This is a genomic window from Methylococcus sp. ANG (genome assembly GCF_040730495.1).
GTDB lineage: Bacteria > Pseudomonadota > Gammaproteobacteria > Methylococcales > Methylococcaceae > Methylococcus.
In genome coordinates this window covers 2,210,325-2,233,757 of record NZ_CP160399.1, presented here as the reverse complement: position 1 = coordinate 2,233,757, position 23,433 = coordinate 2,210,325, and the positions used below count along the sequence as shown (strand labels likewise).

Annotated in this window: 28 protein-coding genes; 15 read left to right on the top strand and 13 right to left on the bottom strand. The window is 62.9% G+C overall.

Going from position 1 to position 23,433, the window contains the following annotated elements; all coding sequences use genetic code 11:
• The first annotated feature begins 116 nt into the window (after positions 1–116).
• Together fdxA and cysB are read left to right on the top strand one after the other, a co-directional pair.
• Complete coding sequence (gene fdxA, locus ABZN20_RS10830; RefSeq protein WP_367025260.1) at positions 117–440, top strand: ferredoxin FdxA; 324 nt, start codon at positions 117–119, stop codon at positions 438–440.
• Between the two features lie 111 nt (positions 441–551).
• A complete protein-coding gene (cysB, locus tag ABZN20_RS10825) occupies positions 552–1,526 on the top strand; it encodes an HTH-type transcriptional regulator CysB (protein ID WP_367025259.1) in 975 nt (324 codons plus the stop codon).
• A 10-nt stretch (positions 1,527–1,536) separates the two neighbouring features.
• Here cysB and ABZN20_RS10820 read toward each other — a convergent pair whose 3' ends face one another.
• The 5 genes from ABZN20_RS10820 to ABZN20_RS10800 all read right to left on the bottom strand — a co-directional run bounded on the left by ABZN20_RS10820 (position 1,537) and on the right by ABZN20_RS10800 (position 7,903).
• Complete coding sequence (locus ABZN20_RS10820; RefSeq protein WP_367025258.1) at positions 1,537–2,259, bottom strand: phosphoadenylyl-sulfate reductase; 723 nt, start codon at positions 2,257–2,259, stop codon at positions 1,537–1,539.
• A 27-nt stretch (positions 2,260–2,286) separates the two neighbouring features.
• Positions 2,287–3,870, bottom strand: coding sequence for a glutamate--cysteine ligase (gene gshA / locus ABZN20_RS10815; protein WP_367025257.1), 1,584 nt, complete (start codon positions 3,868–3,870; stop codon positions 2,287–2,289).
• A 48-nt stretch (positions 3,871–3,918) separates the two neighbouring features.
• Positions 3,919–4,272, bottom strand: coding sequence for a DUF2782 domain-containing protein (locus ABZN20_RS10810; protein ID WP_367025256.1), 354 nt, complete (start codon positions 4,270–4,272; stop codon positions 3,919–3,921).
• A 320-nt stretch (positions 4,273–4,592) separates the two neighbouring features.
• Entirely contained in the window at positions 4,593–5,756 is a 1,164-nt protein-coding gene (gene lplT, locus ABZN20_RS10805) for a lysophospholipid transporter LplT (RefSeq protein ID WP_367025255.1), read from the bottom strand.
• Positions 5,753–7,903, bottom strand: a complete 2,151-nt coding sequence (locus ABZN20_RS10800; RefSeq protein ID WP_367025254.1) for an AMP-binding protein — start codon at positions 7,901–7,903, stop codon at positions 5,753–5,755. Before ABZN20_RS10800 ends, lplT begins: the two co-directional genes overlap by 4 nt.
• Before the next feature lie 53 nt (positions 7,904–7,956).
• Here ABZN20_RS10800 and ABZN20_RS10795 point away from each other — a divergent pair, with 53 nt between their 5' ends.
• Positions 7,957–8,370, top strand: coding sequence for a gamma-glutamylcyclotransferase family protein (locus tag ABZN20_RS10795; protein ID WP_367025253.1), 414 nt, complete (start codon positions 7,957–7,959; stop codon positions 8,368–8,370).
• Positions 8,371–8,377: 7 nt separating this feature from the next.
• Here the strand turns inward: ABZN20_RS10795 and ABZN20_RS10790 are convergent, their stop codons facing one another.
• The 4 genes from ABZN20_RS10790 to ABZN20_RS10775 all read right to left on the bottom strand — a co-directional run bounded on the left by ABZN20_RS10790 (position 8,378) and on the right by ABZN20_RS10775 (position 10,920).
• Positions 8,378–8,800 carry an exosortase system-associated protein, TIGR04073 family gene (locus tag ABZN20_RS10790; RefSeq protein ID WP_367025252.1) on the bottom strand — a complete coding sequence of 141 codons (423 nt, stop codon included), beginning with the start codon at positions 8,798–8,800 and terminating at the stop codon, positions 8,378–8,380.
• Positions 8,801–8,827: 27 nt separating this feature from the next.
• Positions 8,828–9,523, bottom strand: a complete 696-nt coding sequence (locus tag ABZN20_RS10785; RefSeq protein ID WP_218807823.1) for an SDR family oxidoreductase — start codon at positions 9,521–9,523, stop codon at positions 8,828–8,830.
• A 111-nt stretch (positions 9,524–9,634) separates the two neighbouring features.
• Positions 9,635–10,219: a superoxide dismutase [Fe] gene (sodB, locus tag ABZN20_RS10780; protein ID WP_367025251.1), complete on the bottom strand. Its 585-nt coding sequence runs from the start codon at positions 10,217–10,219 to the stop codon at positions 9,635–9,637.
• Between the two features lie 242 nt (positions 10,220–10,461).
• Positions 10,462–10,920 (bottom strand): YybH family protein, encoded by a 459-nt coding sequence (locus ABZN20_RS10775; protein WP_218807821.1) that lies wholly within the window; start codon positions 10,918–10,920, stop codon positions 10,462–10,464.
• Positions 10,921–11,038: 118 nt separating this feature from the next.
• Between ABZN20_RS10775 and ABZN20_RS10770 the strand changes: the two genes are divergently transcribed.
• The 5 genes from ABZN20_RS10770 to ABZN20_RS10750 are packed head-to-tail and all read left to right on the top strand — an operon-like array spanning position 11,039 to position 13,879.
• Positions 11,039–11,986 (top strand): LysR family transcriptional regulator, encoded by a 948-nt coding sequence (locus ABZN20_RS10770; RefSeq protein WP_218807820.1) that lies wholly within the window; start codon positions 11,039–11,041, stop codon positions 11,984–11,986.
• Positions 11,987–12,039: 53 nt separating this feature from the next.
• On the top strand, positions 12,040–12,228 hold the full coding sequence (locus ABZN20_RS10765) for a hypothetical protein (protein ID WP_218807819.1): 189 nt from the start codon (positions 12,040–12,042) through the stop codon (positions 12,226–12,228).
• 3 nt (positions 12,229–12,231) lie between these two features.
• Positions 12,232–12,732, top strand: coding sequence for a CYTH domain-containing protein (locus tag ABZN20_RS10760; protein WP_367025250.1), 501 nt, complete (start codon positions 12,232–12,234; stop codon positions 12,730–12,732).
• Entirely contained in the window at positions 12,729–13,298 is a 570-nt protein-coding gene (locus ABZN20_RS10755; protein WP_367025249.1) for an SRPBCC family protein, read from the top strand. The genes ABZN20_RS10760 and ABZN20_RS10755 overlap by 4 nt, the downstream gene beginning before the upstream one ends.
• Positions 13,295–13,879, top strand: a complete 585-nt coding sequence (locus ABZN20_RS10750) for a CPBP family intramembrane glutamic endopeptidase (RefSeq protein WP_367025248.1) — start codon at positions 13,295–13,297, stop codon at positions 13,877–13,879. The genes ABZN20_RS10755 and ABZN20_RS10750 overlap by 4 nt, the downstream gene beginning before the upstream one ends.
• Before the next feature lie 7 nt (positions 13,880–13,886).
• Here the strand turns inward: ABZN20_RS10750 and galE are convergent, their stop codons facing one another.
• The 3 genes from galE to ABZN20_RS10735 are packed head-to-tail and all read right to left on the bottom strand — an operon-like array spanning position 13,887 to position 16,446.
• Positions 13,887–14,882, bottom strand: a complete 996-nt coding sequence (galE, locus tag ABZN20_RS10745; RefSeq protein WP_367025247.1) for a UDP-glucose 4-epimerase GalE — start codon at positions 14,880–14,882, stop codon at positions 13,887–13,889.
• On the bottom strand, positions 14,879–15,430 hold the full coding sequence (gene mobB, locus ABZN20_RS10740) for a molybdopterin-guanine dinucleotide biosynthesis protein B (RefSeq protein ID WP_367025246.1): 552 nt from the start codon (positions 15,428–15,430) through the stop codon (positions 14,879–14,881). Before mobB ends, galE begins: the two co-directional genes overlap by 4 nt.
• A 5-nt stretch (positions 15,431–15,435) precedes the next feature.
• Positions 15,436–16,446: an NAD-dependent epimerase gene (locus ABZN20_RS10735; protein ID WP_367025245.1), complete on the bottom strand. Its 1,011-nt coding sequence runs from the start codon at positions 16,444–16,446 to the stop codon at positions 15,436–15,438.
• Between the two features lie 282 nt (positions 16,447–16,728).
• Between ABZN20_RS10735 and phoU the strand changes: the two genes are divergently transcribed.
• From phoU to ABZN20_RS10700, 7 genes are all read left to right on the top strand, one after another.
• Positions 16,729–17,457 (top strand): phosphate signaling complex protein PhoU, encoded by a 729-nt coding sequence (gene phoU / locus ABZN20_RS10730; RefSeq protein WP_218807813.1) that lies wholly within the window; start codon positions 16,729–16,731, stop codon positions 17,455–17,457.
• Entirely contained in the window at positions 17,454–19,844 is a 2,391-nt protein-coding gene (gene bamA, locus ABZN20_RS10725) for an outer membrane protein assembly factor BamA (RefSeq protein WP_367025244.1), read from the top strand. The genes phoU and bamA overlap by 4 nt, the downstream gene beginning before the upstream one ends.
• 158 nt (positions 19,845–20,002) lie before the next feature.
• Positions 20,003–20,512 carry an OmpH family outer membrane protein gene (locus ABZN20_RS10720; protein ID WP_367025243.1) on the top strand — a complete coding sequence of 170 codons (510 nt, stop codon included), beginning with the start codon at positions 20,003–20,005 and terminating at the stop codon, positions 20,510–20,512.
• A 50-nt stretch (positions 20,513–20,562) separates the two neighbouring features.
• Entirely contained in the window at positions 20,563–21,003 is a 441-nt protein-coding gene (fabZ, locus tag ABZN20_RS10715) for a 3-hydroxyacyl-ACP dehydratase FabZ (RefSeq protein WP_266024309.1), read from the top strand.
• A complete protein-coding gene (gene lpxA, locus ABZN20_RS10710; RefSeq protein ID WP_367025242.1) occupies positions 21,000–21,770 on the top strand; it encodes an acyl-ACP--UDP-N-acetylglucosamine O-acyltransferase in 771 nt (256 codons plus the stop codon). The genes fabZ and lpxA overlap by 4 nt, the downstream gene beginning before the upstream one ends.
• A 22-nt stretch (positions 21,771–21,792) precedes the next feature.
• Positions 21,793–22,374 carry a ribonuclease HII gene (locus ABZN20_RS10705; RefSeq protein ID WP_218807808.1) on the top strand — a complete coding sequence of 194 codons (582 nt, stop codon included), beginning with the start codon at positions 21,793–21,795 and terminating at the stop codon, positions 22,372–22,374.
• On the top strand, positions 22,371–23,006 hold the full coding sequence (locus ABZN20_RS10700) for an MOSC domain-containing protein (RefSeq protein WP_367025241.1): 636 nt from the start codon (positions 22,371–22,373) through the stop codon (positions 23,004–23,006). Before ABZN20_RS10705 ends, ABZN20_RS10700 begins: the two co-directional genes overlap by 4 nt.
• 4 nt (positions 23,007–23,010) lie before the next feature.
• On the opposite strand, the gene queF is transcribed toward ABZN20_RS10700, so the two are convergent.
• Positions 23,011–23,400: a preQ(1) synthase gene (queF, locus tag ABZN20_RS10695; protein ID WP_218807806.1), complete on the bottom strand. Its 390-nt coding sequence runs from the start codon at positions 23,398–23,400 to the stop codon at positions 23,011–23,013.
• Positions 23,401–23,433 lie beyond the last annotated feature (33 nt).

Here is a 23,433-nt window from a genome sequence, read left to right as displayed (position 1 = left end):
GGAAAAGGGGGCGCGCATGTAAAATGCGTGCCCACGATGCGGGACCGGACTTGGCCGCTCCCGAGATGACAACGCTTCACTCAAGCGAATGACCTTCGACCTTTAGGATTGCTCAGATGACCTTTGTTGTGACTGAAAACTGCATCAAATGCAAATACACCGATTGCGTTGATGTCTGCCCGGTGGATTGTTTTCACGAGGGCCCCAATTTTCTCGTCATCGATCCCGACGAATGCATCGATTGCACGCTGTGCGAACCCGAATGTCCCGCTCATGCGATCTATTCCGAGGACGAGCTGCCGGAAGGGCAGGAGCAGTTCATCCAGTTGAACGCCGAGCTTTCCAAGACCTGGCCCAGCATTTCCGAGGTGAAGGACGCCCTGCCGGACGCCGACGAGTGGAATGGCAAGCCGGACAAGCTGCAGTATCTTGAGCGCTGACCGGGGGAGCGGCTCCGCCGCGATCAAGGGTGCGTCGGCTTCCCGTTACCGGCGCGCGTCTACGCTCAATCGGTGCGAGGCGCCTGCCGGCTCGATTCCCGGAGTTCAGCGGTGAAGCTGCAGCAGTTGCGTTACGTCTGGGAGGTCTCCCAGCACGATCTCAACGTCTCCACCACCGCGGACGCCTTGTTTACCTCCCAGCCCGGCATCAGCAAGCAGATCAAGCTGCTGGAAGAGGAGCTGGGAATCCCCATCTTCGCCCGTAACGGCAAGCATCTGACCGAAATCACGCCGGCCGGCAAGCATGTCGTGGAACTTGCCGGGCAGATTCTCAGCAAGGTTCAGGACATCCGCAGCGTCGCCCAGGAATTCCGCGACAACCGCGTCGGTTCGCTGTCCATCGCCACCACCCATACCCAGGCCCGCTATGCCTTGCCGCCGGTGGTGCGCGAATTCATGCGGCGCTATCCCGGCATCAAGCTCAACATGCATCAGGGTACGCCGGTCCAGATAGCCGAGGAGGCCTCGCGCGGTTTGGTGGACATCGCCATCGCGACCGAGGCGATCGAGCTTTTCGGCAACTTGGTGATGCTGCCCTGCTACAAATGGAACCGGATCGCTCTGGTGCCAAAGGGCCATCCCCTGACTGAAAAGCCCGGCCTCACCCTGCAGGATCTCGGCGAATACCCCTTGGTCACTTATGTCTTCGGGTTCACCGGCCGGTCGCACCTGGATCAGGCCTTCAACAGGGCGGGCATCAAGCCGCGGCTGGCCCTGACCGCCGTCGATGCCGACGTCATCAAGACTTATGTGCGGCTGGGTTTGGGCGTCGGCATCATCGCCAAGATGGCCTACAACCCCGAAACCGATGCGGATCTGGTCGCGCTCGACGCCTCCCATTTGTTCGAAAGCAGCGTGACCAACATCGGCCTGCGGCGCGACATCTTCGTCCGCGGCTTCCTCTACGATTTCATCGAGCTGTTCGCGCCGCACCTGACCCGCGCGGTGGTGGATCGGGCGCTGGCCTTGCGCGAACCCAAGGAACTCGAAGCCCTGTTTGCGGGGTTGACGCTGCCTGTCCGGTAGTTTCGGATCGTCAGGCCGTGGAGGCGTCGCCGATGTGCAGGCCGCATTCCTTCTTGAGCGCGTCCTCCCACCACCAGCGGCCCTCGCGTTCGTGCTGGCCCGGGCGGATCGGGCGGGTGCAGGGTTCGCAGCCGATGCTGACGTACCCCTTGAGGTGCAGAGCGTTGAACGGGAGCTCGCAAGCCGCGATGTAATCCCACACCTGGGCGGAAGTCCAGCCGGCCAGCGGATTGAACTTCACGAGGGGGCGGCTTTCGCTCGTAAAGGCCGGATCGGCCTCCACTTCAGGTACCGCCAGCCGGGTCGGGTTCTGGTCCCGGCGCTGGCCGGTGATCCACGCGTCGAGCGTCGCCAGCTTGCGGCGCAGCGGTCCGACCTTGCGGATTCCGCAGCATTCTTGATGGCCGTCCCGGTAGAAGCTGAACAGCCCTTTTTCCCGCACCATCGCTTCCAGTGCCGTGGCGTCCGGCGACAGCACCTCGAGGCTGACGGGAAAGCGTTCGCGCACTTCCTCGATGAAGCGGTAGGTTTCCGGGTGCAGGCGTCCCGTGTCCAGGGTGAACACTTCGATGCCCGGACGGAGGCGTGAGGCCATTTCGACCAGCACGACGTCTTCCGCCCCGCTGAAAGATACCGCGATCCGCTGGAAGCGGCTCAACGCCGCTTCCAGAACGGCGCGGGGGGAACGGCCGGCCAGTTCGGCCCGGAGTGTGTCGATGTCGGTGTGCGTCATGGGGATCGCGGAATCGGTTGCATGCTTTCAGGTTTGGGCGAAGTAGTGCTCCAGATAGTCGGCGAAGGCTAGCGAATCGCTCGCCTCGACGGCTTCCTGTTCCGTCAGGGACGCTTCGGCCATGCGCCGCATGGCCTCGGCCTTGACGGGTTCGAGAGGATGGCTGCGCAAGGTCTCGGCGTGCTGCAGCGACAGCCGCTGCGCGAATTCGGCGAAGGATTCGCGGTTGCCGCGCATTTCCTGCAGCATGCGGGCCGAAGGCAGATGCTGTTCGGGATCGGCGATCGCCACATACTGCTGCTCCAGGGCGGCGGAAAACGCCCGGCCATTCGAGTCGCCGTCCAGCGCGGCGGCGATCGGCGCCATGGATTCGCACAGCTCCTTGGCCCAGGCTCGAAGATCCGCGGCGGCATCACTCCGGATCAGCGCCATGCCCGGCGTGCGTCCGCAACAGGCGGTAGCCAGCATGTTGTTGGCCGCGGCTTTCTTCTCCTCGATACTCATCGGCGGGCTGTCGGCGAGCAAAGACAGCAGCATGAAGGTCTCCAGGAACCTCAACTGCTCGAGACCGATTCCGGCCGGGTGATAGCAGTTCAGGTCCACCGAGCGCAGTTCGAGGTAACTGACGCCGCGCTTTTTCAGCGCCAAGGTGGGCATTTCGCCGGAGCGGGTGACCTGCTTCGGGCGCACCGTGCTGTAGTACTCGTTTTCGATCTGCAGGATGTTGGCGTTGAGCTGGCGGTATTCGCCCTCCACTTCCACGCCGATGGCCTGGTAGGGCGCATAGGGCGTCGATATGGCATGGCTCAGATCGCGGACGTAGTCGTCGAGCCGGTTGAAGGAGATGTCCAGGCTGGCCTGGTTGTCGTTACGGTAGCCGATATCGCTCATGCGCAGCGAAGTGGCATAGGGACGGTGCCAGGTGGCGGGGTCGAATTCGGTGAAACTCGAAGCCAGCGGCGTCTCCCGCCCCGTGAGGAAGGATTTGGACATCGCGGGCGATGAGCCGAACAGGTACAGGATCAGCCAGCCGAAGCGCTGGATGTTGCGCACCATGCCGAAATAGCGGTCGGCGATGAATTCGGCCAGGGGGCGGCGGTCGCCGGCCAGCGTCTGCAGGGCCGGCCAGAGTTCCTCACTCACCGAGTAATTGAAGTGGACGCCGGCGATGGCCTGCATGGCCCGGCCATAGCGGTAGCCCAGGCCGCGCCGGTAGATGTGCTTCATCCGGCCGATGTTGGAGCTGCCGTACACCGCGATGGGGATGCTCTCGTCGCCCTCGATCCGGCAGGGCATCGAGGTCGCCAGCAGCAGTTCGCCGTCGATGTTGGCGTGAACGAAGCGATGGATGTCCTCCATCGCCGCCAGGGTGTCGGCGCTGTCCTCGAAAGGCGGGGTGATCAGCTCGATCAGCGCCTCGGAATAGTCGGTGGTGATGGCGGGATGGGTCAGCGCCGAGCCCAGGGCCTTCGGATGCGGCGTGCGTGCGATTTCTCCGGCGGCGGTGATCCGCAGGCTCTCCTTTTCCAGCCCCTTCAATCCTTTTCGCAGCAAATGCGCCTGCCCGGCGCGGGCGAGCTGCTCGAGCCGCGAGTCGATGAGTTTTCTCAAGCGCGGAAATCCTAAAAAAGACGCGTTGCCGTGATCGCTAGGGGCGGCTTACCAGCTGAACAGGACCCATTGCGGGATGTCCATGCTGCGGGCCATGTCGGTCGTCCGGACATCCATGTTACCGTCGCCGTCCTTGTCCATCATGATATAGGGCAGGCCGATCTTGGGTTTGACCTTGATCATGTAGAGCCTGCCGTTGATCCGGTACTCTTCGTAGATGTCCTCGCCCTTGCGCATGATGGTCACGTCCGGCTCCAGTTCCTCCCCGCTCTGGACCGGCCCCGGGATGTCGGGCGGATCGGGTACCGGCTGGAGCTTCCCTTCCTCGGGCGAATCGATGCCCCAGGCAAGCGGCGCGAGCAGCAGGAGCAGTAAGGGCAGTCGTCGGGTCGGGAATGGCATGGATGATTGAGAGGTCTGAGGTCTACAGGGTGTTAATCATATTATCCTAAAAACGGCGGTTGGACGTGCCCGAGTGTGCGGCTGGCGGGCCGGCTGGCAAGGCGCGACGACGCCGTGGGGCCGTCCCCCACAAGAAGGAGCAACGCAGCCAGGCGGTCTGCCCGCCGTGCAATCGGGTACGTAGCGGCCTCACCCAAAAGGTGAACACACGGTTGGCGAAAACATCGTTTTCTCATAACCGCTTGTCAATTCATCGAAGCGGTCAACCGCCGTTTTTAGGATTATAGATTCGGTCCCGCCGCCGCTTTGCCATGGGGTCGTCAGCCGTCCGCCGCCTTTGGGGGGAGCCGGACGGCTATCCTGATGATGCAGCCGAGTACGATGGCGCCCATGGCCAGCAGCACCATGACGGGGTCTGCGCCTTGCGCGGCAGCGGCGGTGTAAAGGCCGACGGCGACGAGCATGGCGGCGTTCAGGAAGAAGTTCTGGATGGCGACGGCGATGCCGGCGCCGACGCTGCGGTGGCCGATGTCCTGGATGGCGGCGTTGAGCGGCACTACGAAGAAGCCGCCGGCGATGCCGATGCCGAGCAAGGCGCCGCGGGCCGGCCAGAATTCGGACGAGGCCGCGAGCAGGCCGAGCATGAGCGCCATGGCGTAGCCTGCATAGCGGGTGCGGCGGATTTCCGCCAATGGAATCCAGCGCGGCGCGAGGGCGGCGCCAATGATGATGCCGATGGCCGTGAACAGGGTCAGTTCGGCGATGTCGGTGGCGGTCCGGGTGTGCAGCACGGCGGGCGCCCAGGCGACCAGTACGACACGCAAAGTCGCGGCGGCGGCCCAGAACATGGCCAGCCCCAACAGCACCAGCCGTGCGCGCTGGGATTTCAGCAAAGCCCTGCTCTGGACGACCAGTTGGCGGACGGCGGAGACTTCGGCGGTGTGGCGCGCCGGCAGCCTGGGCAGCAGCAGACCTACCAGGACCGAGAGCAGGAAGCAGCCGCAAATGACCGCCAGGGCCGCCGGGATCGACTGGTCGGCGATCTTGGCGCCGCCGACGGTTCCGAGCAGGATGGCGGCGATGGTGGCCCCCTCCACCCAGCCGTTGGCCTTGACCAGATGATCCTTGTCGGCGATTTCCGGCAGGATGCCGTACTTGGCGGGGCTGTACAGGGCCGCGCCGGCGCCGACCAGCGAGTAGGCGATCAGAGGCTCGACGCCGACCAGCAGCAGAAATCCCCCCCCTGTCTTGATCAGATTGGCGATGATCAGGACCTGCGGTTTAGGCAGCCGATCGGCCCAGATGCCGACCCAGGGCGCGAGCGTCACGTAGGCGACCAGGAAGACGCTTTGCAGGGCCGGGACGTACCAGTCTCCGCGTCCGCCGCCCTGCAGCACGATGGCGATGACGGTGAACAGGATGGCGTTGTCGGCGAAGGCGGAGAGAAACTGGGCGACGACCAGCGGAGCGAGACCCTTGATCATTCCCCGGTCTCCGCCGCCAGCAGGGCCGTGAGCGCCGGGTAATCGATCTTGCCGGAGCCGAGCAGAGGCAGGGCCGGCAGAATCCGGATCCGCTTGGGCAGGTAGAGTTCGCTCAGTCCTTCGGCGCGCGCCCGTTCGAAAAGCGGGGTCCGGTCGGCCCGCGGCTGGCTGGTTGCCAGCACGATCTGTTCGCCCTTGCGCGGGTCCGGGAGGTTCACCACGGCATGCCGGGCGTCCGGCCACACCCGCCCGGCCAGTTCCTCGATGACCGCCAGCGAGATCATTTCCCCGCCGATCTTGGCGAAGCGCTTGGCCCGGCCCTTGATGGTGACATAGCCGTGCCCATCCACGCTGACGATGTCGCCGGTGTCGTACCAGCCGGGGCCGAAGCACGAAGCCGGCGGTTCGATCCGGCCCGGCGCATGGGCATGGAGATAGCCGAGCATGACGTTCGGGCCTTTCACGTGCAGCCGCCCGCCGTCGGCGATGCCTTCCACCGGTTCCAGCGCATAGTCGATGCCCGGCATGAGGCGGCCGACCGTGCCTTCCCGGTAATGCATCGCCGTGTTGGCCGCCAGCACCGGACTGGTTTCGGTGACGCCGTAGCCTTCCATGATGCGGATGCCGAATTTGTCGGCCCAGAGCCTGCGGGTTTCGGGCTGCACCTTTTCGGCGCCGGCGAACACGTAGCGGATGCTGTAGAAATCGTAGGGGTGCGCGTGCTTGCCGTAGCCGTTCAGGAAGGTATTGGTCCCGAACAGGATGGTGGCGTTGATGTCGTAGGCCACCTCGGGAATGATCCGGTAATGCAGCGGTGAGGGGTAGAGGAATACCCGCGTGCCCGACAGCAGCGGCAGCAGGGTGCCGGTGGTGAGGCCGAAGGAGTGGAAAAGGGGCAGGGCGTTGAGGATCACGTCCTGCGGACCGAAGTCCACGCGGGCGGCGAACTGCTCGCGGTTGGACAGCAGGTTGGCGTGCGAGAGCGCGACGCCCTTGGGCACGCCTTCCGAACCCGAGGTGAACAGGATCACCGCCGGCGAGTCCGCCGATACGCGGCCGCGACAGCCGTAATCGGCCACGCGTCCTTTCAGCAGCGCCCCCAGCCTGTCCAGCGCCGAAACGTTCCGGAAGAGTTCGTCCAGATAGATCACCTTGACCTTGGTCTCGAGCCGGGCGAGGGTGTCTTCCAGTTTGGCCGCCTCGACGAAGCGCCGGGAGGTCAGGACCGTCCGGATGGCGGCCGTCTCGCAGGCCGCCAGCAGGATGGAGACGCCGGTGCTGAAGTTGAGCATGGCGGGTACGCGGCCGGCATGCTGCAGCCCCAGGAGCGTGGCCACCGTGCCGATGGCGGTGGGCAGCAGGATGCCGACCGTTTCGCCCGCTTCGGTCAGGCCTTCGAGTTTTTCGCCGGCGAACAATGCGCGGGCGATCAGATGGTCGTAGCTGACGGGCTTCCGCTCGGTGTCTTCGAGCACGGGGGTCTTGCCGCCGTGCACCTTGCGGGCATCGAGCAGGGCCGAGAACAGGGTGCCGTGGTGATTGCCGGTGGCGAAAATCATCTCGCTCATGATGTCCGACAGTGCGAGGCCGGCATGGCGTCGGCGCTCCTCGCCCTGAGCGTCCGGCGGCGGGGTGATCTTCCGCGGCGGCAGGATGTTGATGCTGATCCGGGGCAGCCAGCGCAGCCGGACCACGCCTTTGAGGCGGGAGAACGGCGTGTACTGGGCGCCGTCGATACGTATGGGCAGCACCGTGGCGTCGGCCTTGTCCGCCACCATGCCGGAGCCGTCGTAGATCTTCATCAGCGAGCCGGTCACGGTGATACGGCCTTCGGGGAACACCACCGCTTTCCGGTCGCGGCGCAGGTGATGGGTCAGGGCCTTGACCGACATGGGATTGATGGGGTCCATCGGGAAGGTCCGGACCCAGCGCAGGGCCGGTTTGACCCACCAGGTCTCGGCGATGTGGGTATTGATCGCGAAGGTGATTTCATCCGGCAGAAAGGCCCAGAGCAGGATGGGGTCGAGGAACGATGTGTGGTTCGAGACGATGAGCACCCGCTTCCCGGCGCTGTGGAAATGCTCGATGCCCTTGACCTGGACCTGGTAAAGGGTTTTGAGTATGAATCGGATTATCGGCTTGATCATTGTGGGCTGGGTTTTCGCCGGCTGGGATTGGACTTGCTCGGATTCGGGAAATAATGGAAGTTTCGCTGTTCGCCTATGGCACCCTGCAGTTGCCGGAAGTGATGGCCGCCGTGGCGGGACGGGCTTTCGACGCCGTGTCGGCGTGGCTCCCGGGCCATGCGCGCTATCGCCTGCGCCGCCGCGTCTATCCGGGCTTGCGGCGCGAAGCCGGGGCGATCACCCCGGGTACCCTGTTTCTCGGGCTCGGCCCCCGCGATCTCGCTCGCCTGGACCGTTTCGAGGATGCCTTCTATACAAGGACCGAGGTTACGGTTTCAACCGCCGCGCTGGGTTGTCAAGCGGCCCAAGTCTATCTGATCCCGCCTCGCAGCGAACATCTGCTGGTTTACCGCGGCTGGAGCCTGGACGATTTCATCAGGGCGCACGGTCCGGCCTATGTCCGGCGCTGCCGGCGGCAGTTCCGGTAAATGCGGTTCACAGCTTCGAGTAGGGCGAGGCTGCCGGAGCCGGCTTCGGGTCCTTGAAGGTTCCGGAGGTGAACGCCGGGCCATAGCTGGTCTCGTCGGAAAACTTCTGCCAGACGAATTCCGGGTGGGCGATCGGCTCGGTCGGCACCGGGAAGGTGAGGAAGTCCACGGCGCCGGTGAGCGTACGTCCGACCGTGTGCAGCAGTCCCTTGAACAGTCCTCCGGAGATGCCGAACAGGACGTTGGTCTGGTTGCTGGTGTTGATCATGTTCTTGGGGATTTCCAGCCAGCCCAGGGTCAGGTTCGACAGACCGCTGCCCAGCTTGAGCGTCGTGGTGGTGCCATAGTCGTCGGCTTGCGCCGCCGGCATGGCGGCGCCGATGCCCGCCAGCAGGAGCAGGGCCGGGACGGAAAGCGGTTTGTTCGGCATGATGGCGTCCTTGAGGTCGAAGACCGGTTACCACGGCAATTCTCTGCCGTCGAAATTCATGAAGCGGCCGGACAGTGCCGGCGTGTACTCGTCGATGATCCGCCGCATGCCGCCGATGCTCTTGTCCGCGGTCGTCGTCGCCCTCGGGCCGCCCATGTCGGTCAGCACCCAGCCGGGGTTGAGGATCAGCACGCCTACACCGAGCGGCTCGAGGTCCAGGGACAGGCTTTTGAACGCGGCGTTCAGCGCCGCCTTGCTGGAGCGGTAACAGATCGCGTTGCCGCTGGTGTTGTCGCCCATGCTGCCCATCAGGCTGGTGATGCCCACGATCAGCTTGCGGTTCCCGAGTTTCAGATGCGGAAGGAAGCTTTCAGCCATTTTCACGGGCGCCATGGCGTTGGTCTTGAAGACGTCCTGCCACAGGTCGTAATCGATGGTCCCGAAACCGTTGCCGGGCCCGTCGCCATAGATGCCGGCGTTGTTGATGAGGACGTCGATCGGTTGACCGGCAAGGGCCGAGGCCAGTTGATCGATCGCAACGAAGTTCCGCACGTCGACCGCATGGATGGCCAGATGCTCGTAGCGCTTGGCCAGTTCGCGCAGTTCGGTGGCGTCATGGGGATGGCGGCAGGTGGCGATCACCCGCCAGCCGGCGCCGAGGTACTGGCGGGTGAATTCGAGACCGAGTCCGCGGTTGGCGCCGGTCACCAGGACGGAAAGCACGGTTGAACCCTCGAGCGGTGGATGTCGTGGATGCGAATTCTATTACACCGGCGAGCACAAAAAAGCCCTCGTCCGTCAGGACAAGGGCTCTCTTTCGCGCAAAGGAAGGCTTCAGCCGGCGAAATTGGCCGCGGCGAATTCCCAGTTCACCAGGTTCCAGAAGGCTTCCACGTATTTCGGGCGGGCGTTCCGGTAATCGATGTAATAGGCGTGTTCCCACACGTCGCAGGTCAGCAGAGGGGTCTGGCCCGACGTCAGCGGGCAGCCGGCGTTTCCGGTGCTGACCAGCGCCAGGCTGCCGTCGGCGTTCTTCACCAGCCAGGCCCAGCCCGAGCCGAAGGTGGTTACCGCGCATTTGGTGAATTCTTCCTTGAACTTCTCGAACGAGCCGAAGCTCTTGACGATGGCTTCGGCCAGCGCGCCGGTGGGCTCGCCGCCGCCGTTCGGGGAAAGGCTGTTCCAATAGAAGGTGTGGTTCCAGATCTGGGCCGCGTTGTTGAAGACGCCGCCGGCCGGCGCCTTGCGGACGATCTCTTCCAGGGACAGGTTTTCGTATTCCGTGCCCGGGATCAGGTTGTTCAGGTTGGTGACGTAGGTCTGGTGATGCTTGCCGTAGTGGAACTCCAGAGTTTCGGCCGAAATATGCGGTTCCAGGGCGTTTTTTGCATAGGGCAGAGCGGGCAGTTCATGGGTCATGGCGTGTCTCCTTGTTGGTTGGGTGGTGGTAAATCGCCCGAACGGCGGGGCGCCTTCGGGGAGATAAATCCCAGGTATTTTACTAGGAAAAGCCGGCCTTGGGAGCGGCCCTCAGGGATCGGAATCGGGGAGGCGGACCGCCTGGCCCGGGGGAAGCAAGAACGAGCTTCAGCGGAAGCTCGTTCTTGGGAAGAGAGGAGAGCCCGGGCATGTGCCGGGAGCGGCAGCCGGCGTTCCCGGTTTCAGCCACGGGATCGTTCCGACCACTGCTGGACCTGGGCTTTCCAACTGCCGTCGCTCTGGCGTTTGAGTACGCTGTACAGCACGCCGTCGTAGTGGTACCGGAGCGTCTGGTGCGAATCCTGCAACGTCTTTAGGTCGGACAAGGTGGTGGTCGTGACGATGGTGTCGTCTTTTTCGCCTTTAACATCTACGATATCGATTTTGAACGCGCCCTGGTCGATCAAGGTCCGCCAGAAGTTGCGGATTTCGCCCGGATCGCGGGAGACTTTTCCGTTCGGCTGCACCAAAATGGCATCCGCCGTGTACAGCGAAACGATTTCATCGACCTTGCCGTCCGCGAACGCCTGGTTCCATTCGGCAGCGTTGTTCGCAGCGATGGTCCGGATGTCGTCCTGTGCCCATCCAGGGGTGGTCAAGAGGCCGAAGGCGGCCGTCAGCAAGAGGATTTGAGTACGCACGGGGGTTCTCCATTGTCGGTAGGGTTTGAACTGACTATAGGAAACCACGCCATGGTTTACAATATCCAATAAAATTTACGAATTGTTTCAATAAATAGCACTTTAGTCGGGACAGGACATGGACAAACTCACGAGCATGGTCGTATTCACCAAGGTCGCGAAAGCGGGAAGCTTCGCGTCTGCCGCCAAGGAAATGGGGCTGTCGCGGGCCATGGCGACCAAGCACGTGATGCAGCTCGAAAACAGTTTGGGGGTCCGGCTCTTGAACCGGACCACGCGCCATTTGAGCCTGACCGAGGTCGGCATGGTCTACCTGGAGCGCTGCCTGCAGATCCTGGACGACCTGGAAGAGACCGAACTGGCCGTGACGCGTTTGCAGACGGAACCCCGAGGGACGCTCAAGCTCAACGCCGCGCCCTTTTTCGGCGCCTACCATCTGGCCCCGGCGATCGCGGCTTACCTGGAAATCTATCCAGACGTCAACGTGGAGCTGGTGCTGCAGGCGGGCTACGTCGACCTGGTGGAAGAAGGTTTCGATCTCGCCATTCACCTCGACGAGCTGCGCGACTCCAGCCTGATCGCGCGCAAACTCGGCACATCCCAGCGCATCGTCTGCGGCGCGCCGGGCTATTTCGAGAAACGCGGCGTGCCCAAGACGCCGGAAGACCTCAAGAAGCACAACTGCCTGAGCAATTCGAGCCTGCCGCCGCGCGACCAGTGGCAGTTCGTGTCGCAGGACGGCAAGTCGACGGTCATCAAGGTCTCCGGCACCCTGGAGGCGAACTCGGCGGATGCCCTGCGCATGGCGGCCATCAGCGGCCTGGGCCTGGTCCTGCTGCCGACTTACATGGTCGGCCAGGACATCCGCAAAGGCAGGCTCCAGGCGGTATTGACCGATTACGTGCCGGCGGCGGCGGACATCCACGCCGTTTACCCGCACCGCAAGCATTTGTCGGCCAAGGTGCGCACCTTCGTGGACTTCCTCCACGAGCGGTTTCATCCCACGCCCTACTGGGAGGATTGGATGCATCCCGAGGGCGGGGAGTGGGCGGCGCGTGAATCCTGAAGGCGGCAGCGGGCCGGATGTCTTTGCCCGGCAGGGGCCGAAGGGGGTGGGTTATGGACGAGCATGACCGTCTGGTGGCGGCACTGAAAGACATCATCGTCCTGTTTTCCCTCATGGCGGCGGTGGGCTCCTTCTACCACGGCGCGTGGCTTGCGGGTTGCGGCTATTCAGGGCTGGCGCTGCTGTTCTTCAACGAGAAACAACTGCGCCGGTGGTGGCGCGGCAGGCGTGGACGGCGGTGAAGCATGGGGCTTGAAATCGAAAGGAAGTTCCTGGTGCGCGGCGAGGGCTGGCGCAAGGCGGTGAGCGATTCCATGCGCATCTGCCAGGGCTATCTGAACGACGAGCAGCGCTGTTCGGTGCGGGTCCGGATCAGTGGCGAGCGGGCCTGGCTCAACATCAAGAGTGCAACGATCGGAGCCCAGCGCCATGAATACGAATACGAGATACCGGTCGCCGACGGCGAATCCATGCTCAAGGAACTGAGCTGCAAACCGTTGATCGAGAAGGTGCGCTATTTCGTCCCGGTGGCGGGCAGGCTGTGGGAGGTCGATGTGTTCGAAGGAGAGAACGCCGGCCTGGTGGTGGCCGAACTCGAACTCGATCATCCCGAGGAACCCTTCGAGCTGCCGGAATGGGCGGGCGAGGAAGTCACCCACGACGCGCGCTACTACAACACCTGCTTGTCGACGATGCCCTTCGGCCGCTGGTCTCAACGGGACCGGAACCCGGCTGCCGGCGAATGACCGCGCTCCTGTTCCTCGTCGGTTTCCTGCTGCTGGCGGTGGGTCTCCTGGTCCTGCTCGGCACGCGTTTGCCGAAAACCCATCAAGCCGCGAGCCGGATCAGGCTACCGGCGACTCCAGAGCGGGTCTGGGAGATCATCACCGATTTCGGGAGCTTCCCGCTGTGGCGGCCGGGTCTCGCCGCCGTGGAGCGGGCCCCGGACGTCGACGGGCTTCCCAGTTGGGACGAAGTGTGCGCGGCGGGGGCGAAGGTGCGGTTCCGGGTGCTGGAGGCCGTGCCGCCGAGGCGTCTGGTCACTTGTCTGGCAGGCGAACATCTGCCGCTGCGGGGTGTCTGGGTGTACGAACTCGAGGCGGACGGCGATGAAGGGACGGTGCTGACGATCACCGAACGCGACAGCATTTTTCATCCGGCGTTCCGGTTCTTCGTGCGTTACGTGCTGTCCTACCACGGTGTCATGGACGTATTCCTGCTCGCGCTGGCGCGGGGCCTGGACAGTCCGGCAAAGCCCGAGCATCTGAGCCTTCGGGTGGAAGACGGCGACGCCGGCGGGGAGGATGTGTGAGGACGCGTCGCGGCGGCTTTCTCAAGTTCGCGGCCGTGTTCGAAGGCGGCTTGCTGCTGCTGGCGTTCGGCTTCGGCGGTCTGGCGGGAATAGACCCGATCGCCGCGCTGCGTTTCGACCTGGAGGGTCTGGCCTACGGGCTGGTTGGAACCTTGCCGCTGTGCCTGGCGTTCCAGTGGTCCTACAGCACCCGCGCCGCCGGCCTGAGAGAAATCAGACGGGTATTGGTGGACCGCCTGGGGCCTTTTCTCGCGGCCTGCGGAATGGCCGACCTGCTTTTCCTCGGATTCCTCGCCGGCATCACCGAAGAAATCCTGTTCCGCGGATTTTTCCAGCCCTGGTTCGAAGCCAACTGGGGCTGGCTGGGAGGATTGGTCTTCAGCAACCTGGTGTTCGCCCTGGTGCATTGGGTTTCTCCCTTGTACGCCCTGCTGGCCGGCCTGACCGGTGTCTATCTGGGGCTGGCCCTGGATGTCGGGGGCGAGCGCAATCTGCTGGTTCCCATCCTGATCCACTCGCTTTACGACGTCGTCGCGTTCCTGGCGGTGGCCGCGAGCTACCGTGCCGGCGTTTCCCGCTGACTGAGTTTCAGGCGCCGCTCCGGGCGGCCAGCTTGCGCTCCCAGTCGAGCGAGGTCCGCACGATCAGTTCGATGTCGTCGTAGCGCGGCGTCCATCCCAGGGTTTCGCGGATGCGCCCCACGCCGGCGATCAGGCGCGGAGGGTCTCCGGCCCGGCGTGGTTGCTCCTCGACCGCGATGGGGGTGCCGTTGACGCGGTTCATGGTGTCGACGATCTCCCGCACGCTGTATCCGTGGCCGTAGCCGCAGTTCAACGTCCTGGATTCGCCGCCGGCGCGCAGGTAGGCGAGGGCGGCGACATGGGCTTCGGCCAGGTCCGACACGTGGATGTAGTCGCGGATGCCGGTGCCGTCCGGTGTCGGATAATCGGTGCCGAAGATGCACAAGCGGTCGCGCCTGCCGGTGGCGACTTCGGCCGCGACCTTGATCAGCAGCGTGGCTTTGTGGGTGCTTTGGCCGATCCGCCCTTCCGGGTCGGAGCCCGCGACGTTGAAATAGCGCAGCACCACGTGGCGCAAGGGGCTGGCGGCCGACAGGTCGCGCAGCATCATCTCGCTCATCAGCTTCGAGCTGCCGTAAGGATTGATCGGCGCGAGCGGCGAGGTTTCCAGCGCGTATTCGCCCTCCGGGATGCCGTACACAGCGGCGGTCGAGGAGAAGATGAAATGGCTGACCCCGGCCCTCTGACAGGCCTCCAGCAGGGTGCGGGTCTTGCAGGTGTTGTTGCCGTAATACTTCAGCGGGTTTTCGACCGATTCGGGCACGATGGTGTGGGCGGCGAAGTGCATGACCGCCTCGACTTCGTAGTCCCGCAGGAGCCTGTCCAGCAGGGCGCCGTCGCCGGTGTCGCCCTCGACGAAGTCGCCGTACAGGACGGCATCGCGGAAGCCGGTCGACAGGTTGTCCAGCACGACCAGGCGTTCGCCCGCCTCGCCCAGGGTTTTGACGACATGGCTGCCGATGTAGCCGGCGCCGCCGGTGACGAGTATGCCTTTGCGTTTCATGGGATACAGGGTCTCAGGGGTTGATTCGAACCGCCGCGCGTGGGCAGCCAGTCCAGGATGAAATCGGCGATCTGGCGGGGATCGTTGAGATCGAGCCGCGGAATGGGAAGGGGATCGCAGGTCTCCGGACCGTCCGTCGCGAGGGCGATGATGGAGTCGTCTTCCGGAAACAGCAGCGGTTTGCCCAAGGCCGGACGATGCAGCTCGATCTTGGGGTAGCGTTCGTGTTTGAAGCCCTCCACCAGGATGAGGTCCAGCCCGGAGCCATCGAGATGCGCGAGCTCCTCGGCGAGGCTGGGTTCCCGTGGAGTCTCGTGTTCTGTGATGACGGCCCGGCGCTTCGACGAGGTGACCATCACCGGCGTGGCGCCGGCGGCGCGCAGTTCGAAACTGTCCTTGCCGGGGTGGTCCACGTCGAAGCTGTGGTGGCTGTGTTTGATCGCAGCGACCTTCAGGCCTGCCCGCTTCAGCAGCGGAATCAGGATTTTCAGCAAAGTGGTTTTCCCGGTACCGCTGGAGGCGGCGAAACCCAGAACCGGCGTATCCATCGGGTTCAGCGGACGCCGTAATAATCCCGGTACCACTCGACGAAGCGCGCGATCCCGGTCTCGATCGGGGTTCCCGGCCGGTAGCCGGTATCGCGCATCAGGTCGTCGACGTCGGCATAGGTATCGGGCACGTCGCCGTCCTGCATCGGCAGCAGGTTCATTTCGGCCTTGCGTCCCAGGCATTGCTCGAGCACCTCGATGAAGCGCAGCAGCTCGACCGGTTCGTTGTTGCCGATGTTGTAGAGCCGGTAGGGTGCCCGGCTGGTGCCGGGGTCGGGCCGGTCGCCGCACCACTCCGGGTCGGGCGCGGCGACTTTGTCCAAGGTCTGCACCACGCCTTCCACGATGTCGTCGATATAGGTGAAATCCCGCCGGTGGTGGCCGTAGTTGTAGACGTCGATCGGCTGCCCCGCCAGGATGCTGCGGGTGAACTTGAACAGCGCCATGTCCGGCCGCCCCCACGGGCCGTAGACCGTGAAGAACCGCAAGCCGGTGGTGGGAAGCCCGAACAAATGGCTGTAGGTATGGGCCATCAGTTCGTTGGCTTTCTTGGTCGCGGCGTAGAGGCTGACCGGATGGTCGACGTTGTGGTGCACGGAGAACGGCATCGCGGTGTTCGCGCCGTAAACCGAACTGGACGAGGCGTAGACCAGGTGCTCCACCTCATGGTGGCGGCAGGCTTCCAGGACGTTGCAGAAGCCGACCAGATTGGCGTCGACGTAGGCGTGCGGGTTTTCCAGCGAATACCGCACGCCGGCCTGGGCCGCCAGGTTCACCACCCGCTCGGGACGGTGCCGGGCAACTACGGCGAACAGTTTCTCGCGCTCCTCCAAGGCGATCCGTACCTCGGTGAAGCCGGGGCGGGCGCGAAGCCGGGCGAGGCGCGCTTCTTTGAGGCCGACGTCGTAGTAATCGTTGACGTTGTCGATGCCGATGATTTCATCGCCCCGGTCCAGCAGCTTGTGGGCCAGGTGCGATCCGATGAAGCCGGCGGTGCCGGTGACCAGTATTTTCATATATTCCGCCAGGAGCGGCCCAGTCGGCGCCGCTTTAATGAAAACGTCATCTTTCCGAAGTCTCCAGGTTTTGCAGATATTGTGGACGGGCGATGCCGGGTTGAAGGTGGGAATGGGGCATGGATTTTATTGGATGGGCTGGATTCTATAGGATAGCCGTGAATTTCCGGAAGATTGGGAAACGCTCCACGCCTCGTCGTCTTTTACCGCGCCAGCCGAGTTGGTAGAATCGTTGCCCATTCGTCCGCAGCTTCGCCATCCGAGACAGCCGCCAGCCAAGCCATGCCGTCCTTCCTCGACCCCGAGCACCAGCATCAGCATACGTCCAAGCAGTTCGACCACGAGTTGCTGGATATTCGCAGCCGGGTTCTGACCTTGGGGGGACTGGTGGAGGAGCAGGTGGCTTCGGCGGTGAAGTCGCTGCTGGAAGGCAACGCCGAACTTGCCGAACGCGTCATCGCGGACGATTATAAAGTCAATACGATGGAAGTCTCCATCGACGACGAATGCACCCAGATCCTGGCCCGGCGCCAGCCGACCGCTCGGGACCTGAGGCTCGTCGTGGTCGTCATCAAGACCATCACCGATCTGGAGCGGATCGGCGACGAGGCGAAACGGATCGCGCGCCATACCCTGGACATGGTTGGCCATTTTCCCCGCAGGAACCAGCTTTCGGAGATCGAGGAATTGGCCAGGTACGTGCGCAACCTTCTGCGCGGCGCCCTGGACTCCTTTGCGCGCATCGACGTGGACGCCGCCCTCCGCGTGGTGCAGGACGACCGTCTCGCGGACCGCGAGTACGAGACCATCCTGCGCCAGCAGATTACCTACATGATGGAAGATCCCCGCACCATTCCCGTGTCCCTCAACATCATGTGGTCCGCGCGGGCGCTCGAGCGCGTCGGCGACCGTGCCTGCAACATCGGCGAATACGTCATCTACTACGCCAAGGGGAAGATAATTCGGCATATCAGCCTCGAACAGCTCGAGGAAGATCTGCGAAGCGAATGACCGACCGGTTCCGAAGTTCCGCATGCCGTATCCCACCGCTTCCGGCCAAGCCCTTGAACGATAGTTTTGCTGCATTTTCCGGCGCGGCGAAATCCGTGCGCACCCTGTGCGCATGGCTGCTGATCCTGACCTGGCCATCCCTGCTGCTCGCCTTCGAGCCGTTCGTCATCCGGGATATCCGGATCGAAGGGCTGCAGCGGATTTCCGAGGGCACGGTGTTCAACTACCTCCCGGTTCGGGAAGGCGACACCCTCGACGAAAAACAGTCGGCGGAGGTGATCAAGGCGCTGTTCAAGACGGGTTTTTTCAAGGATGTCCGGCTGGACGAGGATGACGGCAGGTTGATCATCTACGTCGAAGAGCGTCCTTCCATTTCCAGCGTGAAGATCGACGGCAACCACGACATCGGGAGCGAGGATCTGCTGAAGGCGCTCAAGGGAATCGGTCTGGCGGAGGGCAAGGTGTTCGACCGGCAGATTCTCGACAAGGTCGAACAGGAACTGCGGCGTCAGTATTACAGCCGGGGCAAATACAGTCTGAAAATCGATTCCCAGGTGACCGAGCTTCCCCGGAACCGCGTGGCGGTCAATATCAATATCGCCGAGGGCCGCGTCGCCCGCATAAAACAGATCAATATCATCGGCAATAACGCCTTCAGCGACGAAGAGCTGACCCAGGATTTCGAGCTGAGCACGTCCAATCTCCTGTCTTTCTATACCAAGGACGACCAGTATTCCAAGCAGAAGCTGTCGGCGGACCTGGAGCGGCTGCGCTCCTACTATCTCGATCGCGGCTACATCAATTTCGAAATCGAGTCCACCCAGGTTTCGATCACGCCCAACAAGAAGGAAATATATATCACCATCAACGTCAAGGAGGGCGAGGTTTTCCAGGTGGAGCAGGTCAGGCTGACCGGCAAAACCATCGTGCCGCCGGAACAGCTGGTCCCCTTGGTGCGTATCGGACCGGAGGACACTTTTTCCAGGAAACTGGCTACGGAAACCCAGAAGGGCATTTCCGACCGGCTGGGCGAGGAGGGCTACATCTTCGCCAACGTCAACATGGTGCCGGACATCAATCAGGAGAAGAAAACCGTAAACATCACCTTCTTCGTCGATCCAGGCAAGCAGGTTTACGTCAGGCGGATCAATTTCCAGGGCAATACCAAGACGCGGGACGAGGTGCTGCGCAGGGAAATGCGGCAGATGGAGGCGGCCTGGGCGTCGACCACGAAGATCGAGCGGTCCAAGACGAGGCTAGAGCGTCTCGGCTATTTTCAGGACGTCAACGTGGAAACGCCCGCCGTCCCAGGGACTACGGACCAGATCGACGTCAACTACAGTGTGACCGAAAAGTCCTCCGGCAACCTGACGGCGGGCGTGGGATATTCCCAGTTCCAGGGTATCATCTTCAATGCCGCCGTAACCCAGGACAATATTTTCGGCAGCGGCAAGCGCGTCAGTTTCAATTTCAACAACAGCCAGATCAACACGATCTACGCTTTGGGGTATTTCAACCCTTACGCCACGCTGGATGGTATCAGCAGCGGGTTCGACATCAGCTATCGCGATACCAATACGAGCTCTTCGAATTTTGTGGCCAACTACATCACCAACGTGTTCCAGGTGGGCGGCAACTGGGGCCTGCCCATCGGCGAGTTCGACAGCATTCGGACCAACCTCGATTACAGCAATACCAAACTCAAGACTACTTCTCAGTCTTCGGCACAGATCAGGGAGTTCATCGTCGAACACGGCAGCGAATATTCGACCTATTCGTCCTCCCTCGGCTGGACTCACGACACCCTGAATCGCGCGATATTCGCTACCAGCGGTGGCGCGCAGCGGCTGACGGGACTGTTCGCGCTGCCATTCAGTACCCTGCAATATTACAAGGCCAACGTGCGGCTGGAGCAGTATTTTCCTCTGACCCAGGATCTGACGCTGTGGCTGAACGGCGATATCGGCTACGGCGGCGGCTATGGCGGCGGCGGCAACAGCGTCCTTCCTTTCTGGGAGCATTTTTACGCCGGCGGCCCGAATTCCGTGCGCGGGTACCAGCCGAACTCGCTGGGCCCCAGGGACAGCCGGGGCTTTGCTTTTGGCGGCAACAGCAAACTGACCGGCTCGGTGGAGTTGCTGTTCCCGGTGCCGTTCGCCGGTGAGAAACTGAAGAGCGTCCGTTTGGGAACCTTTGTCGACGGAGGGAATGTGTTCACCAATTCGCCCGAGCTTTCGGACCTGCGTTTCTCGACGGGAATTTCGGCCAAATGGCTGTCCCCCTTCGGCGCCCTGATGTTCTCGATCGCCCAGCCGCTAAACTCCCAGAGCGGGGATCGGATTCAGCATTTTCAGTTCAATTTCGGCTCCGGATTCCAGGGCATGTGACCCCGCGTGTCGGGCAGGGGCGAGTATTTTTGTATAATGCGGCGGGTTTCCCGGCGTCTGTGAAAGCCCGGCCGAGCCCCTCGCGGCTTAGGGGTAAGGACAGGTTCCCGAATCAGCGGCATTTCTGCCGCGGTCAACATTCATCATCGGAGAGGAATATGGTACGGAAAGTTCTATTGCCTTTGCTCATGTCGGCGGCGGTCTTTGCCGAACCCTGCGCGGCTGACATCAAGATCGGCTTCGTCAACGTGGGGCGGTTGTTGGAAAAAGCGCCGCAGGCTGAAGCCGCCAAGAAGGAACTGGAGAAGGAATTCTCCGGCAGGGACAAGAAACTGGTCGCGGAACAGAAGGAGATCAAGTCCCTGGAAGAGCGTCTGGCGAAAGGCGGGGAGATCACCAAGGAGCAGGAGCGCGATCTCATGAACCGCAAGCGCGAAGCCAAGAGGGCGCAGGATGAATTCCGCGAGGACTTCAACTTGCGGAGAAACGAGGAGCTGGCCCAGCTTCAGAAGGAAATCTTCGAGGCGATCCAGTCGCTCGCAAAGGAGGAAAGCTTCGATCTGCTGCTGACCGACGGCGTGGTCTATGCGGCGGAAAGCATCGACGTGACCGATAAAGTCGAGAAGAGGCTGGTTGCGAGCTACCGTCCCTCGGGCAAGAAGAAATAGACCGGATTCGGGTTGATGGCCTGACGACGAAACCCGAGAAGGAAAAAGTATTGGATATTCAAGCGATCAAGGACTTTTTGCCTCATCGTTACCCGTTTCTTCTGGTAGATAGAGTGCTGGAGTGCGAGCCCGGAAACCGGCTGCTCGCCATTAAAAACGTCACTTATAACGAACCTTTCTTTCAGGGGCATTTCCCGCATGTGCCGATCATGCCGGGGGTGCTGATCATCGAGGCGCTGGCGCAGACGACCGGCCTGCTCGCCTCGGAGACGGCGCCCGACGTGCTCGGCAAGGGGGCGACCTACTACCTGGTCGGGCTCGACAAGGTGCGTTTCAAGCGCCCCGTCGTGCCGGGCGACCAGCTTCGGCTCGAGGCGACGTATTTGCGCCACAAGCGGAACATCTGGGCGTTCGCCTGCCGTGCCGACGTCGAAGGCGAGTTCGTGGCCAGCGCCGAGATCATGTGTGCAGCTGCGGAGCAGGGCTCTTGATCCACCCGACGGCGATCGTCGATCCGGCGGCGGATATCGGAGAAGGCGTCGAGATCGGTGCCTATTCCATCGTCGGTAGCGGCGTCAGTATCGGAGCGGGAACGGTCATCGGCCCTCACGTCGTTATCCGGGGCGCTACCCGGATCGGCGGCGACAACCGCATTTTCCAGTTCGCCTCGGTCGGCGAGGACCCGCAGGACAAGAAGTACCGCGGTGAACCGACCGTGCTGGAAATCGGCGACCGGAACGTGGTACGCGAGTTCGTCACTCTCCATCGCGGCACGGTTCAGGACAAGGGGGTTACCCGCATCGGCGACGACAACCTCTTCATGGCCTATACCCACGTGGCCCACGACTGTGTGATCGGAAACCGGGTCATCATGGCCAACGCGGCCTCCCTGGCGGGCCATGTGAGGGTCGATGATGACGCCATCCTCGGCGGCTTCTCCCTGGTCCATCAATTCTGCCGGATAGGGCAGCACAGCTTCTCCGCCATGGGCAGCGTGATTTCCCGCGACGTGCCGCCCTATGTGATGGTGGGGGGGCGGCCGACCAAGCCGCATGGAATCAATGCCGTTGGACTGGAGCGGAACGGATTCGATTCGGTGGCGATCAGGCAGATCAAGAAAGCCTACAAAATCGTCTACAAGACCGGTTTCAAGCTCGAGGAAGCGATCCGCCTGCTGGAGGAAATGAGCGAGGACGGACCGGAGGTCGCCTGCATGGTGGATTTTCTGAGGGCGAAGGGCCGCAGCATCATCCGCTGAACGTTGTAAGAGGGGGCTTTGGGTGGCGCGTCTGGTTGCAGGCATCGACGAGGTGGGGCGCGGTTGCATCGCCGGTCCGGTGATCGCCGCGGCGGTCATTTTCGCTCCCGGCCAGGATACCGGCGGCTTCGACGATTCGAAACGGCTGAGTCCGGAGCGCAGATTGGCGCTGGCCGGCCGCATCAGGTCGGAGTCCCTGGCCTGGGCGGTGGGGCGGGCGGAAGTGGCTGAAATTGACCGGCTCAATATCCTGCAAGCCACTCATTTGGCCATGTGCCGGGCGGTCGCCGCGCTGCCCGTTCCGCCGGACTGGATCAAGGTGGACGGCAACCGTTACCCCCCCTTGGATTGCCCCGGCGAGGCCATCGTCGGCGGGGACGCTTCGGTGGCCGAGATCGCGGCCGCATCGATTCTCGCCAAGGTCTTCAGGGATCGGGAGATGCAGGTGCTGGATCGGCTTTGTCCAGGCTACGCGCTGGGGGTGCACAAGGGTTACCCGACGCGAATGCACGTCGATCGCTTATCCAGCCTGGGCGTGAGTGTTTGCCACCGGCGCAGCTTTGCGCCGGTGCGGGACGCCATCGACCGGGGTTCGGCTTCATGAAAATCGTAGGGATCAGCATCGGCAGCGAACGCCTGATCGAACATGCCGGCCGCCGCATCGGCACGGGCATCTACAAGACGCCGGTCGATCACCCCGTCAGAGTCGGAGCGGCCGGCATCGAGGGTGACGTTCAAGTCGACCGGGAAAACCACGGCGGACCCGACAAGGCGGTTTATGCCTACAGCGCCGACAACTACGGCTACTGGCGGGAGGACCTCGGTATCGAAACCCTGCCCTGCGGTTATTTCGGGGAGAATTTGACCCTCGCCGGCGGTGGCGATGACGAGGTGCACATAGGCGACAAGTTCCGGGCGGGGCCGGTACTGTTCCAGGTGACGCAGCCCAGGGTTCCCTGCTTCAAGCTCGGCGTCAAGGTGGGCGACAACACCTTTCCCAAACGCTTTCTCGTCTCCGGCCGCGTGGGGTTCTACCTGAGGGTGCTGGAAGAAGGAGAGCTCCGGGTCGGCGACAGGCTGGAGCGCATTGCGGAGGACCCGGGACGCGTCAGCGTGCGCGAGGCCATGCTGGCCCTGGTCAAAGGACCCAGGCAGCAAGAGGTCATTGCCAGGCTGCTGAATCTGGATGCGCTGTCCGGGGCCTGGCGCGAGAGCCTGCTCGAAAAACGGAAATGACGCCCTAGGGCAGGGCGACCGGGGCCGCCGGTTCCCAGCCCTGCGCGCGCCGTTCCGCCACCACGGTCGTGTAAATACCGCCGCGTACGTTGAATCTCGCGGTCACACGCATGAATCGAGGAGATGAGGCGCGGGCCAGGTCGTCCAGAATGGCGTTGGTCACGGCTTCGTGAAAGGCCCCTTCGTTCCGGAAGGACCAGACGTACATTTTCAGCGATTTGAGTTCGATGCACTGCCGGTCGGGGACGTATTCCAGCAGGATCGTCGCGAAGTCGGGCTGCCCGGTCTTGGGGCACAGGCAGGTGAATTCGGGAATTTCGATGCGGATCGTGTAGTCGTGTTCCGGACGGGGATTGTCGAAGGTTTCCAGGGTCTTGCTAGGTTGGGAAGGCATCAGGCGTCGTTCGTGTATTGCTGTGGTGCATCC

Excerpts from the sequence above, each read along its gene's own strand:
- fdxA (WP_367025260.1), top strand. The coding sequence starts at position 117 with ATGACCTTTGTTGTGACTGAAAACTGCATCAAATGCAAATACACCGAT.
- ABZN20_RS10820 (WP_367025258.1), bottom strand. The coding sequence starts at position 2,259 with ATGACGCACACCGACATCGACACACTCCGGGCCGAACTGGCCGGCCGT.
- ABZN20_RS10810 (WP_367025256.1), bottom strand. The coding sequence starts at position 4,272 with ATGCCATTCCCGACCCGACGACTGCCCTTACTGCTCCTGCTGCTCGCG.
- lplT (WP_367025255.1), bottom strand. The coding sequence starts at position 5,756 with ATGATCAAGGGTCTCGCTCCGCTGGTCGTCGCCCAGTTTCTCTCCGCC.
- ABZN20_RS10800 (WP_367025254.1), bottom strand. The coding sequence starts at position 7,903 with ATGATCAAGCCGATAATCCGATTCATACTCAAAACCCTTTACCAGGTC.
- ABZN20_RS10795 (WP_367025253.1), top strand. The coding sequence starts at position 7,957 with ATGGAAGTTTCGCTGTTCGCCTATGGCACCCTGCAGTTGCCGGAAGTG.
- ABZN20_RS10790 (WP_367025252.1), bottom strand. The coding sequence starts at position 8,800 with ATGCCGAACAAACCGCTTTCCGTCCCGGCCCTGCTCCTGCTGGCGGGC.
- sodB (WP_367025251.1), bottom strand. The coding sequence starts at position 10,219 with ATGACCCATGAACTGCCCGCTCTGCCCTATGCAAAAAACGCCCTGGAA.
- ABZN20_RS10770 (WP_218807820.1), top strand. The coding sequence starts at position 11,039 with ATGGACAAACTCACGAGCATGGTCGTATTCACCAAGGTCGCGAAAGCG.
- ABZN20_RS10765 (WP_218807819.1), top strand. The coding sequence starts at position 12,040 with ATGGACGAGCATGACCGTCTGGTGGCGGCACTGAAAGACATCATCGTC.
- ABZN20_RS10760 (WP_367025250.1), top strand. The coding sequence starts at position 12,232 with ATGGGGCTTGAAATCGAAAGGAAGTTCCTGGTGCGCGGCGAGGGCTGG.
- ABZN20_RS10755 (WP_367025249.1), top strand. The coding sequence starts at position 12,729 with ATGACCGCGCTCCTGTTCCTCGTCGGTTTCCTGCTGCTGGCGGTGGGT.
- galE (WP_367025247.1), bottom strand. The coding sequence starts at position 14,882 with ATGAAACGCAAAGGCATACTCGTCACCGGCGGCGCCGGCTACATCGGC.
- mobB (WP_367025246.1), bottom strand. The coding sequence starts at position 15,430 with ATGGATACGCCGGTTCTGGGTTTCGCCGCCTCCAGCGGTACCGGGAAA.
- ABZN20_RS10735 (WP_367025245.1), bottom strand. The coding sequence starts at position 16,446 with ATGAAAATACTGGTCACCGGCACCGCCGGCTTCATCGGATCGCACCTG.
- phoU (WP_218807813.1), top strand. The coding sequence starts at position 16,729 with ATGCCGTCCTTCCTCGACCCCGAGCACCAGCATCAGCATACGTCCAAG.
- bamA (WP_367025244.1), top strand. The coding sequence starts at position 17,454 with ATGACCGACCGGTTCCGAAGTTCCGCATGCCGTATCCCACCGCTTCCG.
- ABZN20_RS10720 (WP_367025243.1), top strand. The coding sequence starts at position 20,003 with ATGGTACGGAAAGTTCTATTGCCTTTGCTCATGTCGGCGGCGGTCTTT.
- ABZN20_RS10700 (WP_367025241.1), top strand. The coding sequence starts at position 22,371 with ATGAAAATCGTAGGGATCAGCATCGGCAGCGAACGCCTGATCGAACAT.
- queF (WP_218807806.1), bottom strand. The coding sequence starts at position 23,400 with ATGCCTTCCCAACCTAGCAAGACCCTGGAAACCTTCGACAATCCCCGT.